At 42.1% G+C, this 19409-nt stretch carries 14 protein-coding genes; 3 read left to right on the forward strand and 11 right to left on the reverse strand.

Annotated features, from left to right (window positions below; all coding sequences use genetic code 11):
- The 11 genes from pta to IQ13_RS16200 form a co-directional block, all read right to left on the reverse strand.
- Positions 1–2088 (reverse strand): phosphate acetyltransferase, encoded by a 2088-nt coding sequence (gene pta, locus IQ13_RS16150; protein ID WP_144887658.1) that lies wholly within the window; start codon positions 2086–2088, stop codon positions 1–3.
- A gap of 253 nt (positions 2089–2341) precedes the next feature.
- A complete protein-coding gene (locus IQ13_RS16155; RefSeq protein ID WP_144887659.1) occupies positions 2342–5755 on the reverse strand; it encodes a PAS domain S-box protein in 3414 nt (1137 codons plus the stop codon).
- A 257-nt stretch (positions 5756–6012) separates the two neighbouring features.
- Positions 6013–6372, reverse strand: a complete 360-nt coding sequence (locus tag IQ13_RS16160; protein WP_144887660.1) for a YrdB family protein — start codon at positions 6370–6372, stop codon at positions 6013–6015.
- A gap of 57 nt (positions 6373–6429) precedes the next feature.
- Complete coding sequence (bla, locus tag IQ13_RS16165) at positions 6430–7164, reverse strand: BlaB/IND/MUS family subclass B1 metallo-beta-lactamase (protein ID WP_144887661.1); 735 nt, start codon at positions 7162–7164, stop codon at positions 6430–6432.
- A 145-nt stretch (positions 7165–7309) separates the two neighbouring features.
- Complete coding sequence (locus tag IQ13_RS16170; protein WP_144887662.1) at positions 7310–7990, reverse strand: DUF1349 domain-containing protein; 681 nt, start codon at positions 7988–7990, stop codon at positions 7310–7312.
- Between the two features lie 228 nt (positions 7991–8218).
- The gene (locus tag IQ13_RS16175) at positions 8219–9004 is read right to left on the reverse strand and encodes a Cthe_2314 family HEPN domain-containing protein (RefSeq protein WP_144887663.1); all 786 of its coding nucleotides are present in this window, start codon (positions 9002–9004) and stop codon (positions 8219–8221) included.
- A gap of 231 nt (positions 9005–9235) precedes the next feature.
- Complete coding sequence (locus tag IQ13_RS16180; RefSeq protein ID WP_144887664.1) at positions 9236–10939, reverse strand: sodium:solute symporter family transporter; 1704 nt, start codon at positions 10937–10939, stop codon at positions 9236–9238.
- A gap of 20 nt (positions 10940–10959) precedes the next feature.
- Positions 10960–12456, reverse strand: a complete 1497-nt coding sequence (araA, locus tag IQ13_RS16185; RefSeq protein ID WP_144887665.1) for an L-arabinose isomerase — start codon at positions 12454–12456, stop codon at positions 10960–10962.
- A gap of 226 nt (positions 12457–12682) precedes the next feature.
- Complete coding sequence (locus IQ13_RS16190; protein WP_144887666.1) at positions 12683–13381, reverse strand: L-ribulose-5-phosphate 4-epimerase; 699 nt, start codon at positions 13379–13381, stop codon at positions 12683–12685.
- Between the two features lie 18 nt (positions 13382–13399).
- Positions 13400–15070 carry a ribulokinase gene (locus tag IQ13_RS16195; protein ID WP_144887667.1) on the reverse strand — a complete coding sequence of 557 codons (1671 nt, stop codon included), beginning with the start codon at positions 15068–15070 and terminating at the stop codon, positions 13400–13402.
- 10 nt (positions 15071–15080) lie between these two features.
- Positions 15081–15788 carry an NUDIX hydrolase gene (locus tag IQ13_RS16200; RefSeq protein ID WP_144887668.1) on the reverse strand — a complete coding sequence of 236 codons (708 nt, stop codon included), beginning with the start codon at positions 15786–15788 and terminating at the stop codon, positions 15081–15083.
- Between the two features lie 242 nt (positions 15789–16030).
- On the opposite strand from IQ13_RS16200, the gene IQ13_RS16205 reads away from it, so the two are divergent.
- The 3 genes from IQ13_RS16205 (at position 16031) to IQ13_RS16215 (ending at position 19407) form a co-directional block, all read left to right on the forward strand.
- Positions 16031–17119, forward strand: a complete 1089-nt coding sequence (locus tag IQ13_RS16205; RefSeq protein WP_242009570.1) for an aldose epimerase family protein — start codon at positions 16031–16033, stop codon at positions 17117–17119.
- Positions 17120–17209: 90 nt separating this feature from the next.
- On the forward strand, positions 17210–18364 hold the full coding sequence (galK, locus tag IQ13_RS16210; protein ID WP_199758285.1) for a galactokinase: 1155 nt from the start codon (positions 17210–17212) through the stop codon (positions 18362–18364).
- 2 nt (positions 18365–18366) lie between these two features.
- On the forward strand, positions 18367–19407 hold the full coding sequence (locus IQ13_RS16215; RefSeq protein WP_144887670.1) for a UDP-glucose--hexose-1-phosphate uridylyltransferase: 1041 nt from the start codon (positions 18367–18369) through the stop codon (positions 19405–19407).
- Positions 19408–19409 lie beyond the last annotated feature (2 nt).

A 19409-nucleotide genomic window follows, 5' to 3' on the forward strand; every position in this document is an offset into this window, starting at 1 on the left:
TTATTTGTTCGTTGATTGAATTGCTGTAATCACTACAGTGTTGTATATGTCTTCAATAGTAGCACCACGGCTTAAATCGTTGATGGGTTTATTTAAGCCTTGTAACATCGGACCAACTGCCAGTGCACCTGTTTCACGTTGCACGGCTTTATAGGTATTGTTGCCGGTATTGAGATCGGGGAAGATGAGTACATTGGCTTGTCCTGCTACTTCGGAGCCCGGCATTTTACTACGACCAACTACAGGATCAACTGCAGCATCGTATTGGATTGGTCCTTCCACCAAAATATCAGGTCTGCGTTCTTTTACAATGGCAGTTGCAGAGCGTACTTTCTCTACCTCTTCACCTGTACCCGATGTGCCGGATGAATAGGAGAGCATGGCTACTCTTGGTGTATCGATACCAAATGTTTTTGCTGAATCAGCTGATGAAATTGCAATCTCTGCCAATTGTTCTGCCGTTGGGTTGGGAACAATTGCACAATCACCATACAATACCACTCTGTCGGGCAATAACATAAAGAAGACGGATGAAACGGTATTGAAGCCTGCTCTTGTTTTTACAAACTGTAATGCAGGCTTAATGGTATGTGCTGTGGTATGTGCTGCACCCGAAACCATACCATCTGCATCGCCTTTGTACACCATCATGGTGCCGTAGTACGATGAGTCGGTCATGAGATCTGCTGCTGCCGCCAGCTCCATACCTTTGCTCTTGCGTAATTCGTACAGTGTTGTATAATAGTCTTCGTATTTTTTACTGTTCAACGGATCAACAATCTGTATGCGTTCATCATCCCAATACAAACCAAGATCGTTTACTTTCTGTTTCACTTCTTCCGGTTTGCCCAATACGGTGAGGTAACCGATTTTGTCTTTTGCCAGGCGTGAAGCAGCTTTTAAAATCCGGTCGTCTTCGCTTTCCGGTAACACAATATGTTTTTGTCCTTTCTTCGCCTTCACCAGTAAATTATGCTGGAACATGATGGGTGTAATGGTTTCCGATTTTACCGAGTTGATCTTTTCACTCAGCGCATCAGTACCAACCGATGATTCGAAAATATCAATCGCCAATCTTATTTTGTATTCATTGCCTGCATAAATTTTTGGTTGAATATTGGCAATGCGTGATGCTGTTTCAAACGTGCCGGTGCTTACAGCTAATATTGGCAGTGTATGCTGCGAACCATCCATCAGATTTACCACCGAACGTTCGGGCAGGAAACCACCTGTTAAAACCAGCCCAGCCACACGTGGATAGTTGGGCGACATATTTGCCAGCATCGTACCTATAACAAGATCCGATCTGTCGCCGGGCATTACCGCTACACAGTCGGGCGAAATACGGTTAAGATAATTGGCCAGCTGCATACCACCAATAATGGAGTTGCGTGCAACGGTATCCAGTTTATCATTACCAAAGAGTACATGTGCTTTTAATTCATCGGCAATCTCTTTCATTGTAGGATGGCTCAATTCCTCGCTGTTGGGTATTATGGCAACAATGAGTTCTTTGGGTAATCTTGCTTTCAATGCTTTTTCAGCAGCGCTTACATCTTTTGTACAACGGCTTACAAATACGCCAATGATCTTAATGTTTTTTGCAACAAACGAATGAAGCTGTAATTGTACATGCTCCACCAGTTCATCAACCGAATCAAAATTATCTTTGATCACCAGCAGTGCGGGCATACCCAGCGATGTTGCCAGCGATGCGTTAAAGTCTACTTCAAATACCGACGTTTCTTCATTGAAATCGCTGCCTTCTACCAATACAAAATCAAACCGCTCTTCCAGCTTCTTATATTTTTCAATGATTTCCTCGTACACATAATTGATGCGTCCGTGGTTGCGTAGCTCATTCAATTCACTTCTCGAAAACGCATAGGCTTCTTCGTATTCCATCGGAATTTTAAAGTGCGAAAGAACAGCATCAATATGATTGTCCTTTTCTTCTTTGTCTTCAATTACAGGTTTAAAAAAAGCCACCCGTGGAGTGGTGCGTTGCAGCATTTGCATAAGCCCAAGGCTGATGATGGATTTTCCGCTTTGGTTAGATGGTGTGATGATGTAAACCGACCGATTCATAAAGTAAAAATTAGTTGAATACACGCAATAAACAGCCTTTTACAGGCAGTTTTATTTTATTCCACAAAATTATTACCAGCCGTTGGAGGAGAAAATGGGATACACTCTTTGTAAAACTGATTATTATCATGTTTCAGAAGGCAGCAAACCATTAAACCAGCTTTACGGATTACCATGAACGAAAAGGTTGCGACGAAAGTATGTTCGCTTTTGTGCAGTTGGTATCTTGAAGTATGCTTACAGGAGCTTGCCGTTATAATGTAAAACGAAGCTTCAGCGAACAGCCTTCTCCGGGCTTGCTGGTTAATTCCATTGTTCCGTTGCTAATGGCTGCTCTTGTTTGAATGTTGAGAAAGCCAACGCCTTTCTTTTTCTGAGCAGGGTCAAAGCCAATACCATCGTCCTGTATGAGTAACGTTAATTCGTTGTCTGCTCTTGTTGTTTGTATCGTTACATTTTTGGCACCGGCATATTTTAAAATATTGTTTAGTTGCTCTTGCACAGTACGGTAAATGGTTAGTTGCATTACCTGTGGCAGCTTACTGTAATCGGTATCGTGGTATTGTTTAATAAACCGGATGTTTGTTTCGTTTTCGATATGTGCAACTATTTGCTCAATACCATCGCTAAGGTTGGTTACATCAAAGCTTGGTGGAATTAATGAATGACAGAGTGCACGTATTTCTCTGATGGCTTTACCAACCAGTTCGTCTGCTTTTTGAATTGTTTCTTCCGATAAGGTTCTTTTCGATACACCAAAAAACAAACGGGCCGATGCCAGAATCTGGTTTACATTGTCGTGCAGTTCCCGTCCGATAAACTCTTTTTCGTTTTCCTGTGCAGTAAGTACAGCGTGGGTAATTTCTTTTTCTTTTTGTTTCCGTTCTTCCTCCAGCTTCATCTCCAGCATCTTTTTTTCTGTAACATCAATGGCAATGGCAAGAACAGCAATACGGTTTTTATACGTTATTTTTTGGGAGGATACTTGCATGTAAATGATAGTGCCTTTTTTGGTCTTATGTTTCCATAAACGGTTAATCTGAAAAGTATTTGCTGTCCTTACTTTTTTGGCAAAAGCTACAATATCTCCAACTTCTTCTTCCGGACGAATTTCTTTGATCGTTATTTCATCCAGTTCCGATCGGGTATAACCGTACACATCAAGGAAGGTTTCATTTACCTCTGCAAAACTGAAATCATCTACATTCCATATAAAAATAGGTGCCGGGTTATTATCAAAAAGATAACGGTATTGTTCTTCCGACCGGATCAATGCTTCTTCTGCTTTTTTCTGTGTTGTAATATCGGTTTGAATAGAAAAAAATTGCTGCAGATTTCCCTGTTCATCAAAAATGGGTTGCACCTGTAAATGGGTCCAGTATGGTTCGCCGTTTTTATTGTAGTTGATTAATTCTGTTTCGAAGTTTACACGCTTACGCAGTTGCGAACGCATATAGGCCAGTTGCGCCGTATCTGTTGCCTTGCCCTGTAAAAATTTGCCTGGCTTTTTGCCTTTTATTTCTTCCAGAGTGTAACCGCTGATGCGTTCAAACGCTTCGTTTACCCATTCAATGCGTTGGTTTTTATCCGTAATAATTACGCCGTTTTGTGTTTCACGGGCAATTCTCGATAGTTTTTCCAGCTCGCTGTTAATTTCTTTTTGCCTTGTGATGTCCTGCGTAGAACCAATCATACGAACAGGCGAGCCATTGCCGTTACGCAGAATATACCCCCTGTCTAAAAGGTGGATGTATTGATCTTCGCCGTTTAAAAAACGGAACTCAATTTCAAAAACACGTTGTTCCGCATCGGCCTTCACTTTTTCCAGCAAGTTTTGTAAGCCCGGTAAATCTTCGGGATGAATGCGGCTAAACCAGAACGAACCTGTGCCGTTTTTCATGGAAGCCGGCAGTTTCAGCATGCGGCAAAACTGTTCTTCATTGCGGTATACTGTATCATTCACGATATCCCAATCCCACACCATGTCGTTGGTTGCTTTTGCCACAAGGTTAAAACGTTCGTTGCTCAGCTCCACTTGCAGCAGGTTCTCTTTCATTTGTGTAATGTCTTCTATCATACACAAATGCCTGGGGTTTTCGTTCGCAGTATGCTCAATAGGTACAATTGACATCTGTATCCATACAATGGAACCGTCGGGTTTAATGTAACGCTTCTGCATGGTAAAGCCCGGTATTTCTTTCCTGTTTAGCCGGCGCATGTTTTCAAGGTCTGGTTCAATATCGTCGGGGTGGGTAATCGTCATCCAGTCAATCGTTTTCAGCTCATCTTTTGTTCTGCCGGTAATGGATGCAAACTTTTCATTCACCTGCAAAATATGACCAGTGTACGAATCGATTAATGCAATACCGAGCGGCGCCTGTTCAAACATGATCCGAAACCGTTCCTGGCTTTCTTCAATGGCTTTTTTAGCTTGCTTGTTTGCAGTAATATCTCTGCCATAACAGGCAATGCCTATTACCTGTTGTTCGGCATTACGTATGGGGTTGATGGTTGCTTCAGACCAGCGTTCGGCAACATGCTGCGTTGCCGGCACATGCAGTTCAAAACTGAAACGTTCTCCTTTGAATCCACGGTCGTATATGTTTTTCCAGAAAGCCAGGTAATCGGCCGGGTAAAAAGTTTCGTTTAATAACTTGTCGCCGGGTTGCAACGTAACGCCGGTATATTCCTGTATACGTGCAATAAACGATTGGTTGGCGGTAATTAATGTATAATCTGCGGCAACACTCCAGATAAGGTCTGTAGTAGCGTTGATGAGTGCCTGTTGATTGATGCGTTCAAACTCTTTTTCACGACGTTCTTTTACCTGCTCATTAATATTTGTTGCTACGGCAATGATGCCCGTTATCGTTCCCTGTTGATCTTTAATGGGAGAGTACACGTTGACAACTTCTATAGCCCTGCCTAATTTGTTTTTTACAACGGCTTCTTCGGTGAAACTGTTGTTCTGTTGCAGCAGCAGCATGATTTCCTGCAAGGGTCGGTTGCCGTTTGCAGTTAAAAAGATTTCAAAAACAGATTGGTTGATGAACTCATTTTTTTGATAACCAAATAATTCCTCTGCAAAACGGTTGCTGTAAAAAATAATGCCCTGCAGATCGGCAGCAAGAACAGCCTGTTCCACATTGTCGAGCAAATTGGTTTGCAGATGAAGAAATTCTTTTGTCTTCAGTTCTTCAGTAATATCTCTGCTTACACCAATGATGCCGGCAACTGCTCCTTGTGCATTGTAAAAAGGCGAGTCGTGAACGTGGACAAGAAAATGATGTCCGTTTTTGTGTTTAACCTGGTATTGGCCTGTCCACGATTGTCCACGTTGCAACTGCTCCATAATGGCCATGCCTTCTTCGAGCGAAAGATCGGTAGGTATGAGTGCCATTACATTGTTGCCCATTACTTCGCTTGCACTCCAGCCATAGATATCGGATGCATACTTATTCCAGTAAATAATGGTGCCTTCCAAATCTGTTACAATAATGGCTTGATGAATGAGATCGGGAATAAGCGATTGAATAAAATCTGTTTGTCCGGCGGTACTTGCTGCAGTGCTGTGTGCTTGTTGCCCATAAATATCCTGCCGCTCAACTGGATTGTTTTGCGTACGGTTGTGTAACGAATCTGCTCCTTTTGCCTTTTCGGGGGCCATCTTGTGGATTGGGTTTAATCGTCCTGGTGGCAGATGTTTTCACAGGCTTACAAAAGTTACGTAATTAATTCAGGATTGCTGCAAATATTATTTATACAAACTCCCTATTATACCTTGGGTACACAGGAAATGTTTGTACTTAGCTGCTGCTTGGTTGTAACAGACGCTCTTCAGTTATGTAGAATAAACTTGTACGTTTTATTGGTTCGTGCTGTGCTGTTGTCGATGCCTGTACAGAACAAAGCGATTGTACTTGCTCAGCGTTTCAAAAGCCATTTAATCCGGTCGTAAGAAACGGCGTAGTGTACAACAGTAACTGTTGCAAACAGCATTGATAATTGCTGCAGCTGCAACGAGCGCAGCATAAGAAAGGCCGCACTAAACAGCAGGCATTCAATGGAGAGTCTTATTACACCGTTAACTGCTACAAGAGGTTTTGCTCCGTCTCCTTCAACTTTAAAAATTGCCCAGAGTAAACTACCCAGCAGGGGTACTACTATGCTCAGTACATATTTGCTTATGTCGTCGAACGTATTCCATGCCCAATACGCAAAGATGGCAATCATTGCAAGCTCCAGCAGAAACCGGACACCTAAGTTGAGTGGATGGTTGCTCATTTTTTTACTGCTTTCTTTCGGTTGATTGATTTAACCGGTCGTTTACATGCTGTTGCTTTAGCCTTTTTTCTTTTTTAATGCTTTGGCCATTTCTATTGAATGGTTCAGCGAATTGAGATTGTTCCAGTCGCTGTGGGCAACAATAATATATTTCGGCGCAGGAAATTTCTTTTTTACTTTTTTCAGAGTGGTTTCATATTCGTCTATATTGCCGTCGCTCAGGAAACCCAGGTTTTCATCGCTTGCTCCTTTTATTAAACAACCGCCGAAAAGAATTTTTTCTTTGTTGAACCAGATCACAATATTGTCTTCGGTATGTCCCTGTCCGGGGTAATAGGTTTCAAAGCTGTATTGCCCTGTATGAAACACCGTGTCTTTTGTCATTAAGAACTCAGCACGTTTTTTATTGTTCTGTTTACTCAGTTCATCGGTACGAACGGTGGTATATGTTTTAATACCCAGCTGGCGGTAGTATTCCAGCCCGGCTGTTTTATCGCTGTGCCAGTGTGTGGCAAAAGCAAGGATTACTTTTTTCTTGTGCCTCGCCTGTATACTGTCGAGCAGTGGTTGAAATTGTGTGGTATCCCAGGGCGTATCAAACAGCACCACGCCTTCGTTGGTTACCACATACATACCATTGGCAGGAACCTTGCTTTGCTCGTAAGTGTTGTAGGTGGTATAGATGTAGAAATCGCCGGTTAAAGCTGTGATCTTCAGCTGGACGTTTTCCGTTTGTGCTGAAAGATTGCTGAACGAACACATAAAGAGTATTGTTGCAAAAACGATGCGCATGCTGTGTAGCTATTTGTTGATGAGGACGTGTAAAGTTATTGATAGCAGGGGAGAATAAGGCAGAGCGCATTATTTCGAGAAGAGGAACTTTTTATCGGCTTCCTGGAGACCGATCCAAGGCGTGGTGTTTACAGGCGTACTACTATTATTCTCCTGTGTAAGGATCTTTAATACGTTTTGCTGCATAGCGGATATTTGAGAAAGTTACCTCGCAGCTGTTGCCTGTAGGCGACTGTGCTAAAAAACCTATTTTGATACTTTTTTTATGGTTGAATTGCAGGTGGCGGATTAACAACCATTTTTTTCCGTCGTTAGAATAATAAAGGGTAATGACGTTGCCTGCTTTCGCCATTTTGTAATAAACCTTATCGTTTGCAATCATTGCCGAATTACAATCGTCAGACACATCTTTGGTTACAACAGAAACAACTCGTCGTACACCGGTATAGTCTTTTTCAAAACAAAATTTTACCCAGTTCAAACTGTCTTCGAATAAAACAAAGGCGCCGCCATCCCATTTGTTTTTAAATGCATGTTGTATTGATGCAGACAATACAAAATCATCGTCTGCAGTAAATAACAATTTTGGTGCATTGTCGGTATTGTAGGTAACATTCGGATCCCGAAACATATCGGTTTTTGCCCCTGCTGCAATACGTAAAACTCCATTTGCATACGAATACTTCAATGGCTTATTCGTCCATGTAAGCACATGAGGAATTTCTTTTAATCGAACAGTATCGTTGCTTTGTGCGTGCGCCAACTTGCAGCTCAGCAAACAAGCCAAACAAACGGCAAACAGGTTAAGGATTACTCTTCCTTTCATGGTTTAATGATTAAAAGCTCAATATTGTTGTTCACGCACAGGTCCGGGCAATCGGGAATATGCTTTGTTCATTTGGCCTGCTGCGGGGTTGGATTAAAGATACAAAAGCGCAGGTTTATTTTTTTGCTTTGGAGACTCTTGTTTTACTGGTTGCAGTCTTCACCAACCAGCTTTTTGTTACGATGTTATTTCGGTTGGTGGTGACACCAACCGATAAGAAAGGCTCAATTAAGGAATGTCAGCAAGTGTTTTTTCAGTTACAGTCTCAATCAGTAATAAAGTTTTTTCAAATCCGCTTAAAGTCAGTTCAAGCTGGGCTTTATAAACATCTGCTAAGTCATATCTGTTTTTAAAAAGTTCTTCCATTTGCTCCTTTTCTGATGGACTATTCAAATGTTTATGCTTAAACAGTGTATCTTCTGTCGTATAGTGAACAGCTTGTTTTCTTATTTGATTTAGCTTTCTGTATTGATTTTCTTTAAATTCTTTTAGCCAAATATAATTTTCATTGTCATGATATTCTTTTGGGATAATCTCAATAGCTTTTGGAAAATAAACTTGCTCTGGTTTTATCAAAGCTGGAAAATATGTTGCAATTAAATCTCCAATTCTATCCCAATAGTTGTAAAGTTTTTCACTAACGATGTTTGAAAACATACTGTATCTCTTAGACTCCAAATTTTGATAGTTTGGATAAAGCATTCCATCTCCAAAATAAAAACCGTCTTGAACGGGATTATTAAGATAAGGTCTGTAAAGATACATGTGAGCTAAAAAATACATTATTTCGTCTGAACAGAAGATTAAATCATCAAAGTTTTGATGATAATTAAATGCTTCATAATATTTGCATTGACCTTTACGAACAGCGTCAAAATACCACTGAAGTATTTGTCTCCCGTTTATAATAAAGTCATCTTTAAGACCTCTTAAACTTGTAAGTGAATATTCATTATAAACGCTAATTATTGTCCTATCAAAATCCCAAATAATATTTTCTCTTGAAGGTGTCATGTTTGTTTTCGCCCAACACGTATATTGATGTTATTATACGTACTGCCAATTTAGAAAACGTTTCTGATAGTCAATATGTTCATGTTCAACTTTTTGTATTGTTATTGGTATAATCCACTTTTCTTAAAGCCGTGTATAAACGTTTAGAAATATTTGTATACGGATTTTATTCTTCCAACAAAAAAAGCCGCTGCAAAACTTGCAGCGGCTTTTTTATCTGTATAAAAACTCTTACCAGAATTTCACATACAATGCAATTAAGATGAGCAGTGTTACCACAATCATCGCTAATATCTGCGGACTTACTTTAAACATTTCCTTATCCAATGCAAATGCTTTCGGATTTACTTTTGGTCCGGCAAGGCTTAAGCCAATCATCACCACCATGGTAAAGAAGAACGCCCAGCCCATGTTAATAAGGAACGGAATTTCGTACACACCATCGTTGTTCTTAAACGCTGTATAGAGAATTGTTTCGTGTCCCAAAAGATTCACTGCAAAACTGTTGAAGAAGATGGCCAGTACAAAACCGGTAATCAAACCCGCAACAGCTGCTGTACCTGTAGTACGTTTCCAGAACATACCTAACAGGAACATGGCAAATACACCAGGGCTGATAAAGCCTGTGTACTTCTGAATAAAGGTGAAACCACCTTCGCCACCAATACCCAACAGATCTTTCCATTCGAAAATGACCGCCAGTGCAATTGAAACCAACGCTACTACTTTACCAACCCACACCATGTTCTTTTCTGCACCTTCGCCTGTAAGATCAGCCGATTTCTTTTTGAAATACTTCATGTGAATATCGAGCGTGTAAATGGTAGCAATACTGTTGAGCTTACCTGCCAGCGATGCAACAATCGCTGCGGTTAATGCTGCTACAGCCAAACCTTTTAAACCGGAAGGTAAGAAGCCGAGGATTGCAGAGTAGGCATCGTCCATACCACGTAAACCTTCGAGGTGACCATTCTTGTGCAACACATACGCCGCAATACCGGGCAACATCACAATAATCGGCATCATCAGTTTTAAGAAGCCTGCAAACAAAATACCCTTGCGTGCAGTTTCCAGATCGGCACCCAATGCACGTTGTGTGATGTATTGGTTACAACCCCAGTAGTTGAGGTTTACAATCCACTGACCGGCGAAGTACATTGCAATACCAGGCAGGATGAGGTATTTGTTTACATCTTCCTGTGAGGATGCTTCCGTTGGTTTTTGTAAGATCATGTGGAAATGATCGGGCGCCTGTTGCATGAGTGTTTTAAAACCTGCAATAGCATCACGACCCACACCAAATTTTTCACCTACAATCGTCAAGGCAAAATAGATGGTTGCAAAACCACCAATGATGAGTACAGCTACCTGGATAACGTCGGTGTAACCAATCACCTTCATACCACCGAGTGTGATAATGAGGGAGAAGATAGCGAGGCCAATCATTACTGCATGCAAATATTCTGGTCCAATTAAACCACTGATGGCAATGGCACCGAGATATAAGATTGAAGTAAGATTTACGAATACGTACAAAAACAGCCAGAAGATGGCCATGATGAGTGATACGGTTTCGTTATACCTTGTTTTCAAAAACTGCGGCATGGTGTAGATCTTGTTCTTGAGATATACAGGCATGAACCATACAGCGATGATGATGAGTGCTAATGCTGCAATCCATTCGTAAGCAGCAACGGCAATACCAACAAAGTAACCGTTACCACTCATGCCGATAAACTGCTCGGCAGAAATATTAGATGCAATAAGCGATGCACCGATAGCCCACCATGTAAGTGAACCTTCGGCTAAGAAGTAATCATGCGATGCGGAAATGGATTCCTTTTTCTTTTTTGCGTAAATCCAGTAGCCATAAAAAGCCACTACACCAAAGTAGATAAGGAATACGACAAGGTCAATCGGTTGTAAAGATCCCATGTGAGTTGGTTTAAGTTGTTTTATTTGTAATATACTTCACTCCAGCGAAGCTGATTCTTAAAGTCGTAAAGATTTGTATTCTTGTTGATGAGCGTAAGTTCAATGCCCGCCATTGCTGCAAAATCTTCCATGTGTTCGGCTGTAAGATTTTGACTGTAGGCAGTATGGTGTGCACCACCTGCCAATATCCACGCAGCACAAGCTGTGTTCATATCGGGCAATGGTTTCCACAGTACACGTGCAACAGGCAGTTTGGGTAAATCATGTTTGGGCTTAACCGCAGTTACTTCATTTACCAGCAAACGGAAACGGTTACCCATATCAACAATGGATGCATTGAGTGCAGGGCCGGCAGCAGAGTTAAATACCAAACGCACCGGATCGGCTTTGCCACCAATACCCAGCGGATGAATTTCGCAGCTTGGTTTTGCATTGGCAATTGACGGACAGATTTCCAGCATGTGCGAACCCAATACCATGTTGTTGTTAGGTTCGAAGTGATAGGTGTAATCTTCCATGAACGAGTTGCCACCGGGTAAACCACTGCCCATTACTTTTAATGCACGTACCAATGCAGAAGTTTTCCAATCGCCTTCGCCACCAAAGCCATAACCATCGGCCATTAAACGTTGGGTAGCAATACCGGGCAATTGTACTAAACCGTGCAGGTCTTCAAACGTATCTGTATATCCTTTGTAATCGCCTTCTTCTAAAAACTTGCGGATGGCAATTTCAATCTTCGCTGCATCACGCAATGATTGATGATTCTTGCCATTCTTTTTTAACGAAGCAGCGAGTTTGTATGCTTTGCCGTATTCATCCACCAACGCATCAACTTCTTTTTCTTTTACTTTATTCAACACCGCTACGAGATCGCCCACACCATGTGTGTTTACACTGTAACCGAATTTTAATTGTGCTTCTACTTTGTCGCCTTCGGTTACTGCAACCTGGCGCATGTTATCGCCAAAGCGAACAAACTTTGCGTTCTGCATATCAAACCAGCCTGCAGCTGCACGGCACCAGGTATTGATTTGTTCCAACACTTTTTTATCCTGCCAGTGACCAACCACTACTTTGCGTTCTATACGCATACGGCTCATCATAAAACCAAATTCACGGTCGCCGTGTGCAGATTGGTTGAGGTTCATAAAGTCCATATCAATACTGCTCCACGGAATATCACGGTTGAACTGTGTATGTAAATGCAGCATTGGTTTTTGTAAGATTTTCAAACCATTGATCCACATTTTAGCAGGAGAGAAGGTGTGCATCCAGGTAATGATACCGATACAGTTTTTTGCTGCATTGGCTTCTGCGCAGATGTTATAAATTTCTTCCGGTGATTTTACAACGGGTTTAAATTTCACCTGCACAGGAATAACGGCTGCTTTGTTAAACGACTCGGCAATTTTTGCTGAATGTTCATCAACCTGTTTCAAGGTTTCAGGACCATACAAGTGCTGGCTGCCTGTAACAAACCACACTTCGAACGATTTTAAATTTGGTAAACTCATATTGCTGGTTTTGTCCTGTGCTGAGCACAAGATATTTTATTGTTTGCTGTTTAATTGTTCAATATAGATCGGTTTTTCTGTCATTTGGTTCATGGTTGAGTTGTTTATGGTTTTTAGTTTAACGTCACTGCGACGCAGGAAGCAGTCTGTTGTTTTGGAAAAAGATTCTTATTCGGGAGATTGCTTCGTTCCTCGCAATGACGTTTCTCACTCACCATTCACCACCTCATTGCCCATAATAACTATCCGGTCCGTGCTTCCGTTCGTAATGCTTTTTAATCAATGCATCTTTTAAACGTGGCGCATTCGGATTGATCTGTTCGGTTAACCAGGCCATCTTCGCTACCGATTCTAACACGGCTGCATTGTAAACGGCTTTGTGTGCATTCTTGCCCCAGGTAAAAGGAGCGTGGTTACCTACAATCATCATTTCCACTTCGGTATAATCGAGTCCTTTTTCTTTATAACAATTCATGATCTGGAAACCTGTTTCGTATTCGTAGTTGCCTTTGATCATTTCATCGCTCATGGGTGGCGCACAAGGAATGTCAACCGTGTTGTGATCTGCATGTGTAGTGCCGAAGATGGGAATATCCCGTAACGATTGTGCCCATGCTGTTGCATAGGTAGAATGGGTGTGTACAATGCTGCCGATCTTTTCCCAATGCTTGTACAACACAGCATGTGTTTTGGTGTCGGATGATGGACGCAGTTCACCTTCAATGGTATTGCCATCAAAATCAACGATCACCATTTTATCTACAGTCAACTCTTCGTAAGGAACACCGCTTGGTTTAATGGCGAATACTTTCTTCTCTCTGTCTGCCACACTTACATTACCAAAGGTGAACAACACCAAACCGAGTTTGGGCAGTTCCATATTGGCATCGTAGCACTCTTGTTTTATTTGTTGATACGCACTCATGATTTTGTATTGAAAGAATTAAGCTTTTGTTTGTTCTTCAATGAACGCACCCAGCTGTTTGTATTTATTGTAACGTGTTTGATAGAAGGCAACTTTTGCCGGGTTAGGTTGATATTCTGCATCGAAACCTTGTCCCATCACTTCCATGGCTTCTTCTACTTTGTTGTAGATACCAGCTGCAGTTGCTGCAAACATGGCTGCACCCAAGGCACAGGTTTGTTCGCTCTTATGGATGCGGATGGGCATATTCATTACATCGGCCATCATTTGCATAATGAAGGGTGATTTTTTTGCCACACCACCCAAGCCGATCAAACCTTTTACCGGAATACCTTCATCAATAAAACGATCAACAATGGATTTTGCACCAAAGCAGGTGGCTTCTACCAAGGCATGAAAAATGCGTGGTGCACTGCTGCCTAAATTAATATTTGTGATTGCACCTTCGAGTAGCTGGTTGGCATCGGGTGTACGGCGGCCGTTCATCCAATCCACAGCCAGCTCTGCATCTTCGCTGATGGTTAAAGCTGCAGCCTGTTTCGATAATTCGGCAATGAGTTTGTCGCTCATTTCCTGTTGTAATTTTTCGGCAGTGGCTGCATCAATCACAGCTGAGTTTTGCAGCAGATTTTTTGCCGGCCAATCGAGTACCGATTTAAACCATGCATAAATATCGCCGAAGGCAGATTGACCTGCTTCTAAACCAATCATACCCGGAATAATCGAACCATCCACCTGTCCGCAGATGCCGTTTACACAACGGTCATTAATATCTGCAACAGGCGCTACCAGCATATCGCAGGTAGATGTGCCCATTACTTTACTCAAATGATACGGTTCAATTTGTCCGCCCACTGCACCCATGTGAGCATCAAATGCACCAACGCCAATCACAACATCATTGGGTAAGCCTAAGCGTTGTGCCCACTCAGGAGAAATTGTTCCTGCCTGTTGTGCAGAAGTGTATGTTTCGGTAAAGAGTTTATTGGTAAATCCATCTAACAACGGGTCGAGTGTGGCAAAGAATTCGTTTGGCGGAAAACCATTGAAGGCTTCAGCCCACAATGCTTTGTGACCAGCACTGCACACACCACGTTTCATTTTTGTAACATCGTTGCCACCTGTTAATACAAACGGAATCCAGTCGCAATGTTCTACCCATGATGCAATTTTATTTCGCACAGCTTCATCTTCACGTAATACATGCAGCAGTTTAGCCCAAAACCATTCACTTGAATAAATGCCACCTACATACTGCAAATAGTTAACGGGGAATTTTGTGGCGTGTGTGTTGATCTCTGCTGCTTCCTGCACACTGGTATGATCTTTCCACAACACAAACATGGCGTTGGGATTTTCTTTGAACTCGGGCAACAGTGCAAGCGGTGTACCCGTTGCATCTACAGCTACAGGTGTTGAGCCGGTGGTATCAACCGAAATACCTTTTACGTTTGCTGTAATGGCAGGACCTGCTTTTTCTAAACAGGCTTTAATGGTTTGCTCTAAACCTTCTACATAATCCAATGGGTGCTGCCGAAACTGGTTATCGGTTGCATTGCAATACAATTGTTGTGTCCAGCGTGGGTAGTAAAATACGGATGCAGCAATTTCTTCGCCACTGGTTGCATTTACCAGTATGGAGCGAACAGAATCTGTACCGTAGTCTACACCTATTACATATTGACTCATCAACGTTTATTTAAGAATAATAAATATCTGGATTGGGAATAATGGTAGCCACCGAATGAAAGTTGGCTTTGTATTTCTTTTTATTGAGCTTATAAAACCATGCACCTTTCTTTGAATTCTCTTTGTCTTTTTCGTCGAGCTTTTCCAGCAGGTTCATTGAAAGGATTTTGCGGCTGAAATTGCGTTTGTCCATTTCGATGTTGTACACTTCTTCGTACAAACTCTGCAGTTGCGGTAAGGTAAACTTGGGTGGCAGCAGTTCAAACAAAATAGGGTGGAAGGCTGCTTTGTACCGCAAACGTGCTTTTGCTTTATCCACCATTTCCTGGTGATCGAAAATAAGTTTGGGATACTTGTTCAGGTCAAACCACTCGGCATGATAATCGGCAGTGATTTGCTGTTTGTATTTGTTAATATCAATCAACGCAAAGTAGGCTACCGAAACCGTACGCTCCACAGGATCACGGCTGGGCTCACTAAAGGTGGAAAGCTCTTCAAGATATACATCCGATAAACCGGTGAGCTTGTGCAATACTCTTGATGCGGCCTGATCTAAACTTTCGTTGGGCTGTACAAAACCGCCAACAAGACTCCACTTGCCCGCTTCGGGTTCCAATGCTCTTTGTACCAGTAAAAGTTTCAGCTGTCTTCCATCAAACCCGAAGATGATACAGTCGGTTGCCAGAAGAAGTTTTGTTTGATGGTTGTACTTGGTCATACGGCGTGCAAACGTTATGGCGATAAAAATAAATGTAATTTTGACAATTAAAAAAAATAATTTTACTTTGTCTACCCGCAAGGGTCATAATCAATAGTTGGGCGGGCAGTTTCTACTACTCGCCATTTTTTTAAAATTTCAAAAAACATTGCCATATGTGTCAATCTATCAGATTCGTCTTTATTACAGCTATTTCCTTCGTATTTTTCTCTTGTGCAAACAATCAAAACAACAAAACCGAAATGAATTCTACAGCCGACTCAGCAGTTGCGGCCACATTGCCCGGCGCTGCTACGTTCGATTCTACCATTGATGGTAAAAAGGTACAGCTTGCTTACATCTCTAACAAAAACGGCATTAAAGCAGCTGTTACCAATTACGGTGCAAGAATGGTTGGTTTGTTAGTGCCCGATAAGAACGGTGTGCCAACAGATGTTTGTATCGGCTTCGATAACATTAAAGATTACGCCAGTGCGCCCGAGCGTTATTTTGGCGCTATTGTGGGTCGCTTTGGTAACCGTATTGCAAAAGGTAAGTTTACCATTGATGGTAAAGAATACCAGCTTGCATTGAACAATGGTGTAAATGCATTGCATGGTGGTCCGAAAGGTTTTCACAGTGTAATGTGGGATATGGTGCAGCCCGACAGTTCATCGGTTGTATTAACCTATGTTGCTGCAGATGGTGAAGAAGGTTATCCCGGTAAATTGACTGTAAAGGTTGAATACCGTATTACCAATGCAGATGAAGTGATAATGAATTACGAAATAAGCACTGATAAGAAAACAGTGGTGAATGTTACGAATCATAACTATTGGAATTTAAATGGTGAAGGCAGTGGTACGATTAACAACCACGAGCTGATGATCAAGGCAACAAAATATACACCTGTTGATTCTACTTTGATCCCAACAGGTATTGAGCCCGTTGCCGGTACGCCTTTCGATTTTACAACAGCTGCAACCATCGGTTCACGTGTGGATGCAGACAATACGCAATTGAAATACGGTAAGGGTTACGATCATAACTATGTATTGGATAAAGGCATTACTGCACAACCCGAACTGATTGTTACAATTAAAGGCGATAAGAGCGGTATTGCAATGGATGTGCTTACAACAGAACCCGGTGTGCAGTTCTACGGTGGTAATTTCATGGGTGGTAAGAACACCTTGAAAAACGGAACAAAAGATGAATTCCGCACAGCATTTTGTTTAGAGACACAGCATTTCCCTGATTCACCGAATCAGCCAACTTTCCCGACAACTGTATTGGAGCCGGGTAAGGTTTATAAAAGTTCTACTGTACAACGTTTTTATGTTGTAAAGTAAAACGGTCGTTCGCTTGATTATTGATTTGAACAAATAAATACAACAGGCCGTTTCTCAAAAAACGGCCTGTTGTGTATAACAACGATTAACATGATGAAACAAAAACTCCAGGAAATCTTTTTGGAACAGTATGCTGTTGCTCCAACAGTGATTGTTCGCTCGCCCGGCCGTGTCAATATCATTGGTGAACACACCGATTACAACGAAGGCTTTGTATTGCCTGCTGCTATTGATAAAGCAGCGTATGTGGCCATGAGTCTGCGCAACGATGAAGAGATTCATTTAACTGCTGCAGACCTCAACGAAACATTTTCTACAACAGTAAGTGCATTGAAACCGGTGGGTGATGTAAGCTGGCCCAACTATATTTTGGGTGCAGTAGCACAATTTGCAAAACGTGGTGTAAAGTTGCCTGGCTTTAATGCAGTGCTTTCGAGTGATGTACCAATGGGTGCCGGACTGTCTTCCTCTGCTGCAGTAGAATGTGCAACTGTGTTTGCATTAAATCATTTGCTGCAAACCAATATCGATCGTGTAACTATGGTGGGCATGGCACAAAAAGCCGAGCATGAATATGCCGGTGTAATGTGCGGTATCATGGATCAGTTTGCATCAATGATGGGCAAAAAGGATCATGTTATTAAGCTCGACTGTCGTTCGCTGGCATACGAATATGTTCCGTTTAAACTGGATGGTATCAAGATTGTATTGCTCAACACCAACGTGAAGCATTCACTCGCATCATCAGAATACAATACCCGCCGCAACGAATGTACACAGGCGGTGGAGTGGATCCAAGCACATCATCCCGAAGTAACGTCGCTGCGTCACGCAACCATTGCAATGCTGGATGAGCATGTGTTGCCAAAAGATGAATTGATTGACAAGCGCAGCCGTTTTGTAGTAGAAGAAATTGATCGCTTGCTCACCGGTTGTGCCGATTTACAGCGAGGTGATATTGCTGCACTCGGTAAAAAGATGTTTGCCACACACGATGGTTTGAGCAAGATGTATGCGGTGAGTTGTAAAGAACTCGATTTCCTGGTTGATTTTGTACGCAACCGTCCGGAAGTATTGGGTGCCCGTATGATGGGTGGTGGCTTTGGTGGCTGCACCATCAATCTTGTAAAAGAAGAAGCCATTGATGCATTGATTGCAGCAGTGAAACCGGCGTACGAAGCAGCCACAGGTTTACAACTCGATTATTACATTGCCTCTATTGAAAACGGAACAGAAATCATTTAATCATGTTTAACAGTAAAGAACATTCACATACACGTTTAAATATTCTTACAGGCGATTGGATATTGGTATCGCCGCATCGCATGAAACGCCCCTGGCAGGGAAAAGTAGAAGCATTGCCTGCAGATAACAGACCTTCTTACGATCCTACTTGCTATCTCTGTCCCGGCAATAAGCGTTCCGATGGCACAGTGAATCCTGCTTATACCGATGCCTATGTATTTACCAACGATTTTTCGGCATTGTTACCCGATACACCGGAAGGTGGCGAAAACAAAAATGGTTTGTTGGTGAGCAACAGCGAAAGCGGTATCTGTCGTGTAATTTGTTTTTCACCCGATCACAGTCTTACACTTCCGGTAATGGAAGAAGAGGCTATTGTTAAAGTAATTCAGCTCTGGAAAAAAGAGTTTAGCGATCTGTCGCAGAACCAACACATCAAATACATCCAGATCTTTGAGAACAAAGGAGAGATCATGGGCTGCAGCAATCCACATCCGCACGGACAAATCTGGGCTTCCTCATCTGTGCCTTTAGAGTTGACCAAAGAAACCACACAGCAGAAAAAGTATTTTGAACAGCATGGCAAAAGTTTGCTCGCTGCTTATCTCGATGTGGAGTTACAGAAGAAAGAACGCATTGTGCTGGAGAACGAACATTTTGTGGCATTGGTGCCGTATTGGGCAGTATGGCCTTACGAAACAATGCTCATTAGTAAACGACCTGTACAAACTGTAACACAGTTCACAGCTGAAGAAGAAACTGCTTTAGCGCAAATATTAAAACAACTTACCTGCAAGTACGATAACCTGTTCAATGTATCCTTCCCGTACAGCGGAGGTATGCACCAGGCACCTGTAAATGATGGGGCACATCCCGAATGGCATTGGCATATGCATTTCTATCCGCCATTACTCCGCAGCGCAACAGTGAAGAAATTTATGGTGGGTTACGAAATGCTGGCAAATCCGCAGCGTGATATTACGCCTGAAATGGCAGCAGCAACCTTGCAACAATTATCCACTGTTCATTATTCAAAGCAGTAAAT

It is taken from the genome of Lacibacter cauensis (genome assembly GCF_007830055.1).
GTDB classification, from domain to species: domain Bacteria; phylum Bacteroidota; class Bacteroidia; order Chitinophagales; family Chitinophagaceae; genus Lacibacter; species Lacibacter cauensis.

Bases quoted from the DNA above. Each gene is read 5' to 3' on its own strand.
- pta (WP_144887658.1), bottom strand. From the start codon at position 2,088: ATGAATCGGTCGGTTTACATCATCACACCATCTAACCAAAGCGGAAAA.
- IQ13_RS16155 (WP_144887659.1), bottom strand. From the start codon at position 5,755: ATGGCCCCCGAAAAGGCAAAAGGAGCAGATTCGTTACACAACCGTACG.
- IQ13_RS16160 (WP_144887660.1), bottom strand. From the start codon at position 6,372: ATGAGCAACCATCCACTCAACTTAGGTGTCCGGTTTCTGCTGGAGCTT.
- bla (WP_144887661.1), bottom strand. From the start codon at position 7,164: ATGCGCATCGTTTTTGCAACAATACTCTTTATGTGTTCGTTCAGCAAT.
- IQ13_RS16170 (WP_144887662.1), bottom strand. From the start codon at position 7,990: ATGAAAGGAAGAGTAATCCTTAACCTGTTTGCCGTTTGTTTGGCTTGT.
- IQ13_RS16175 (WP_144887663.1), bottom strand. From the start codon at position 9,004: ATGACACCTTCAAGAGAAAATATTATTTGGGATTTTGATAGGACAATA.
- IQ13_RS16180 (WP_144887664.1), bottom strand. From the start codon at position 10,939: ATGGGATCTTTACAACCGATTGACCTTGTCGTATTCCTTATCTACTTT.
- araA (WP_144887665.1), bottom strand. From the start codon at position 12,456: ATGAGTTTACCAAATTTAAAATCGTTCGAAGTGTGGTTTGTTACAGGC.
- IQ13_RS16190 (WP_144887666.1), bottom strand. From the start codon at position 13,381: ATGAGTGCGTATCAACAAATAAAACAAGAGTGCTACGATGCCAATATG.
- IQ13_RS16195 (WP_144887667.1), bottom strand. From the start codon at position 15,070: ATGAGTCAATATGTAATAGGTGTAGACTACGGTACAGATTCTGTTCGC.
- IQ13_RS16200 (WP_144887668.1), bottom strand. From the start codon at position 15,788: ATGACCAAGTACAACCATCAAACAAAACTTCTTCTGGCAACCGACTGT.
- IQ13_RS16205 (WP_242009570.1), top strand. From the start codon at position 16,031: ATGAATTCTACAGCCGACTCAGCAGTTGCGGCCACATTGCCCGGCGCT.
- galK (WP_199758285.1), top strand. From the start codon at position 17,210: ATGATGAAACAAAAACTCCAGGAAATCTTTTTGGAACAGTATGCTGTT.
- IQ13_RS16215 (WP_144887670.1), top strand. From the start codon at position 18,367: ATGTTTAACAGTAAAGAACATTCACATACACGTTTAAATATTCTTACA.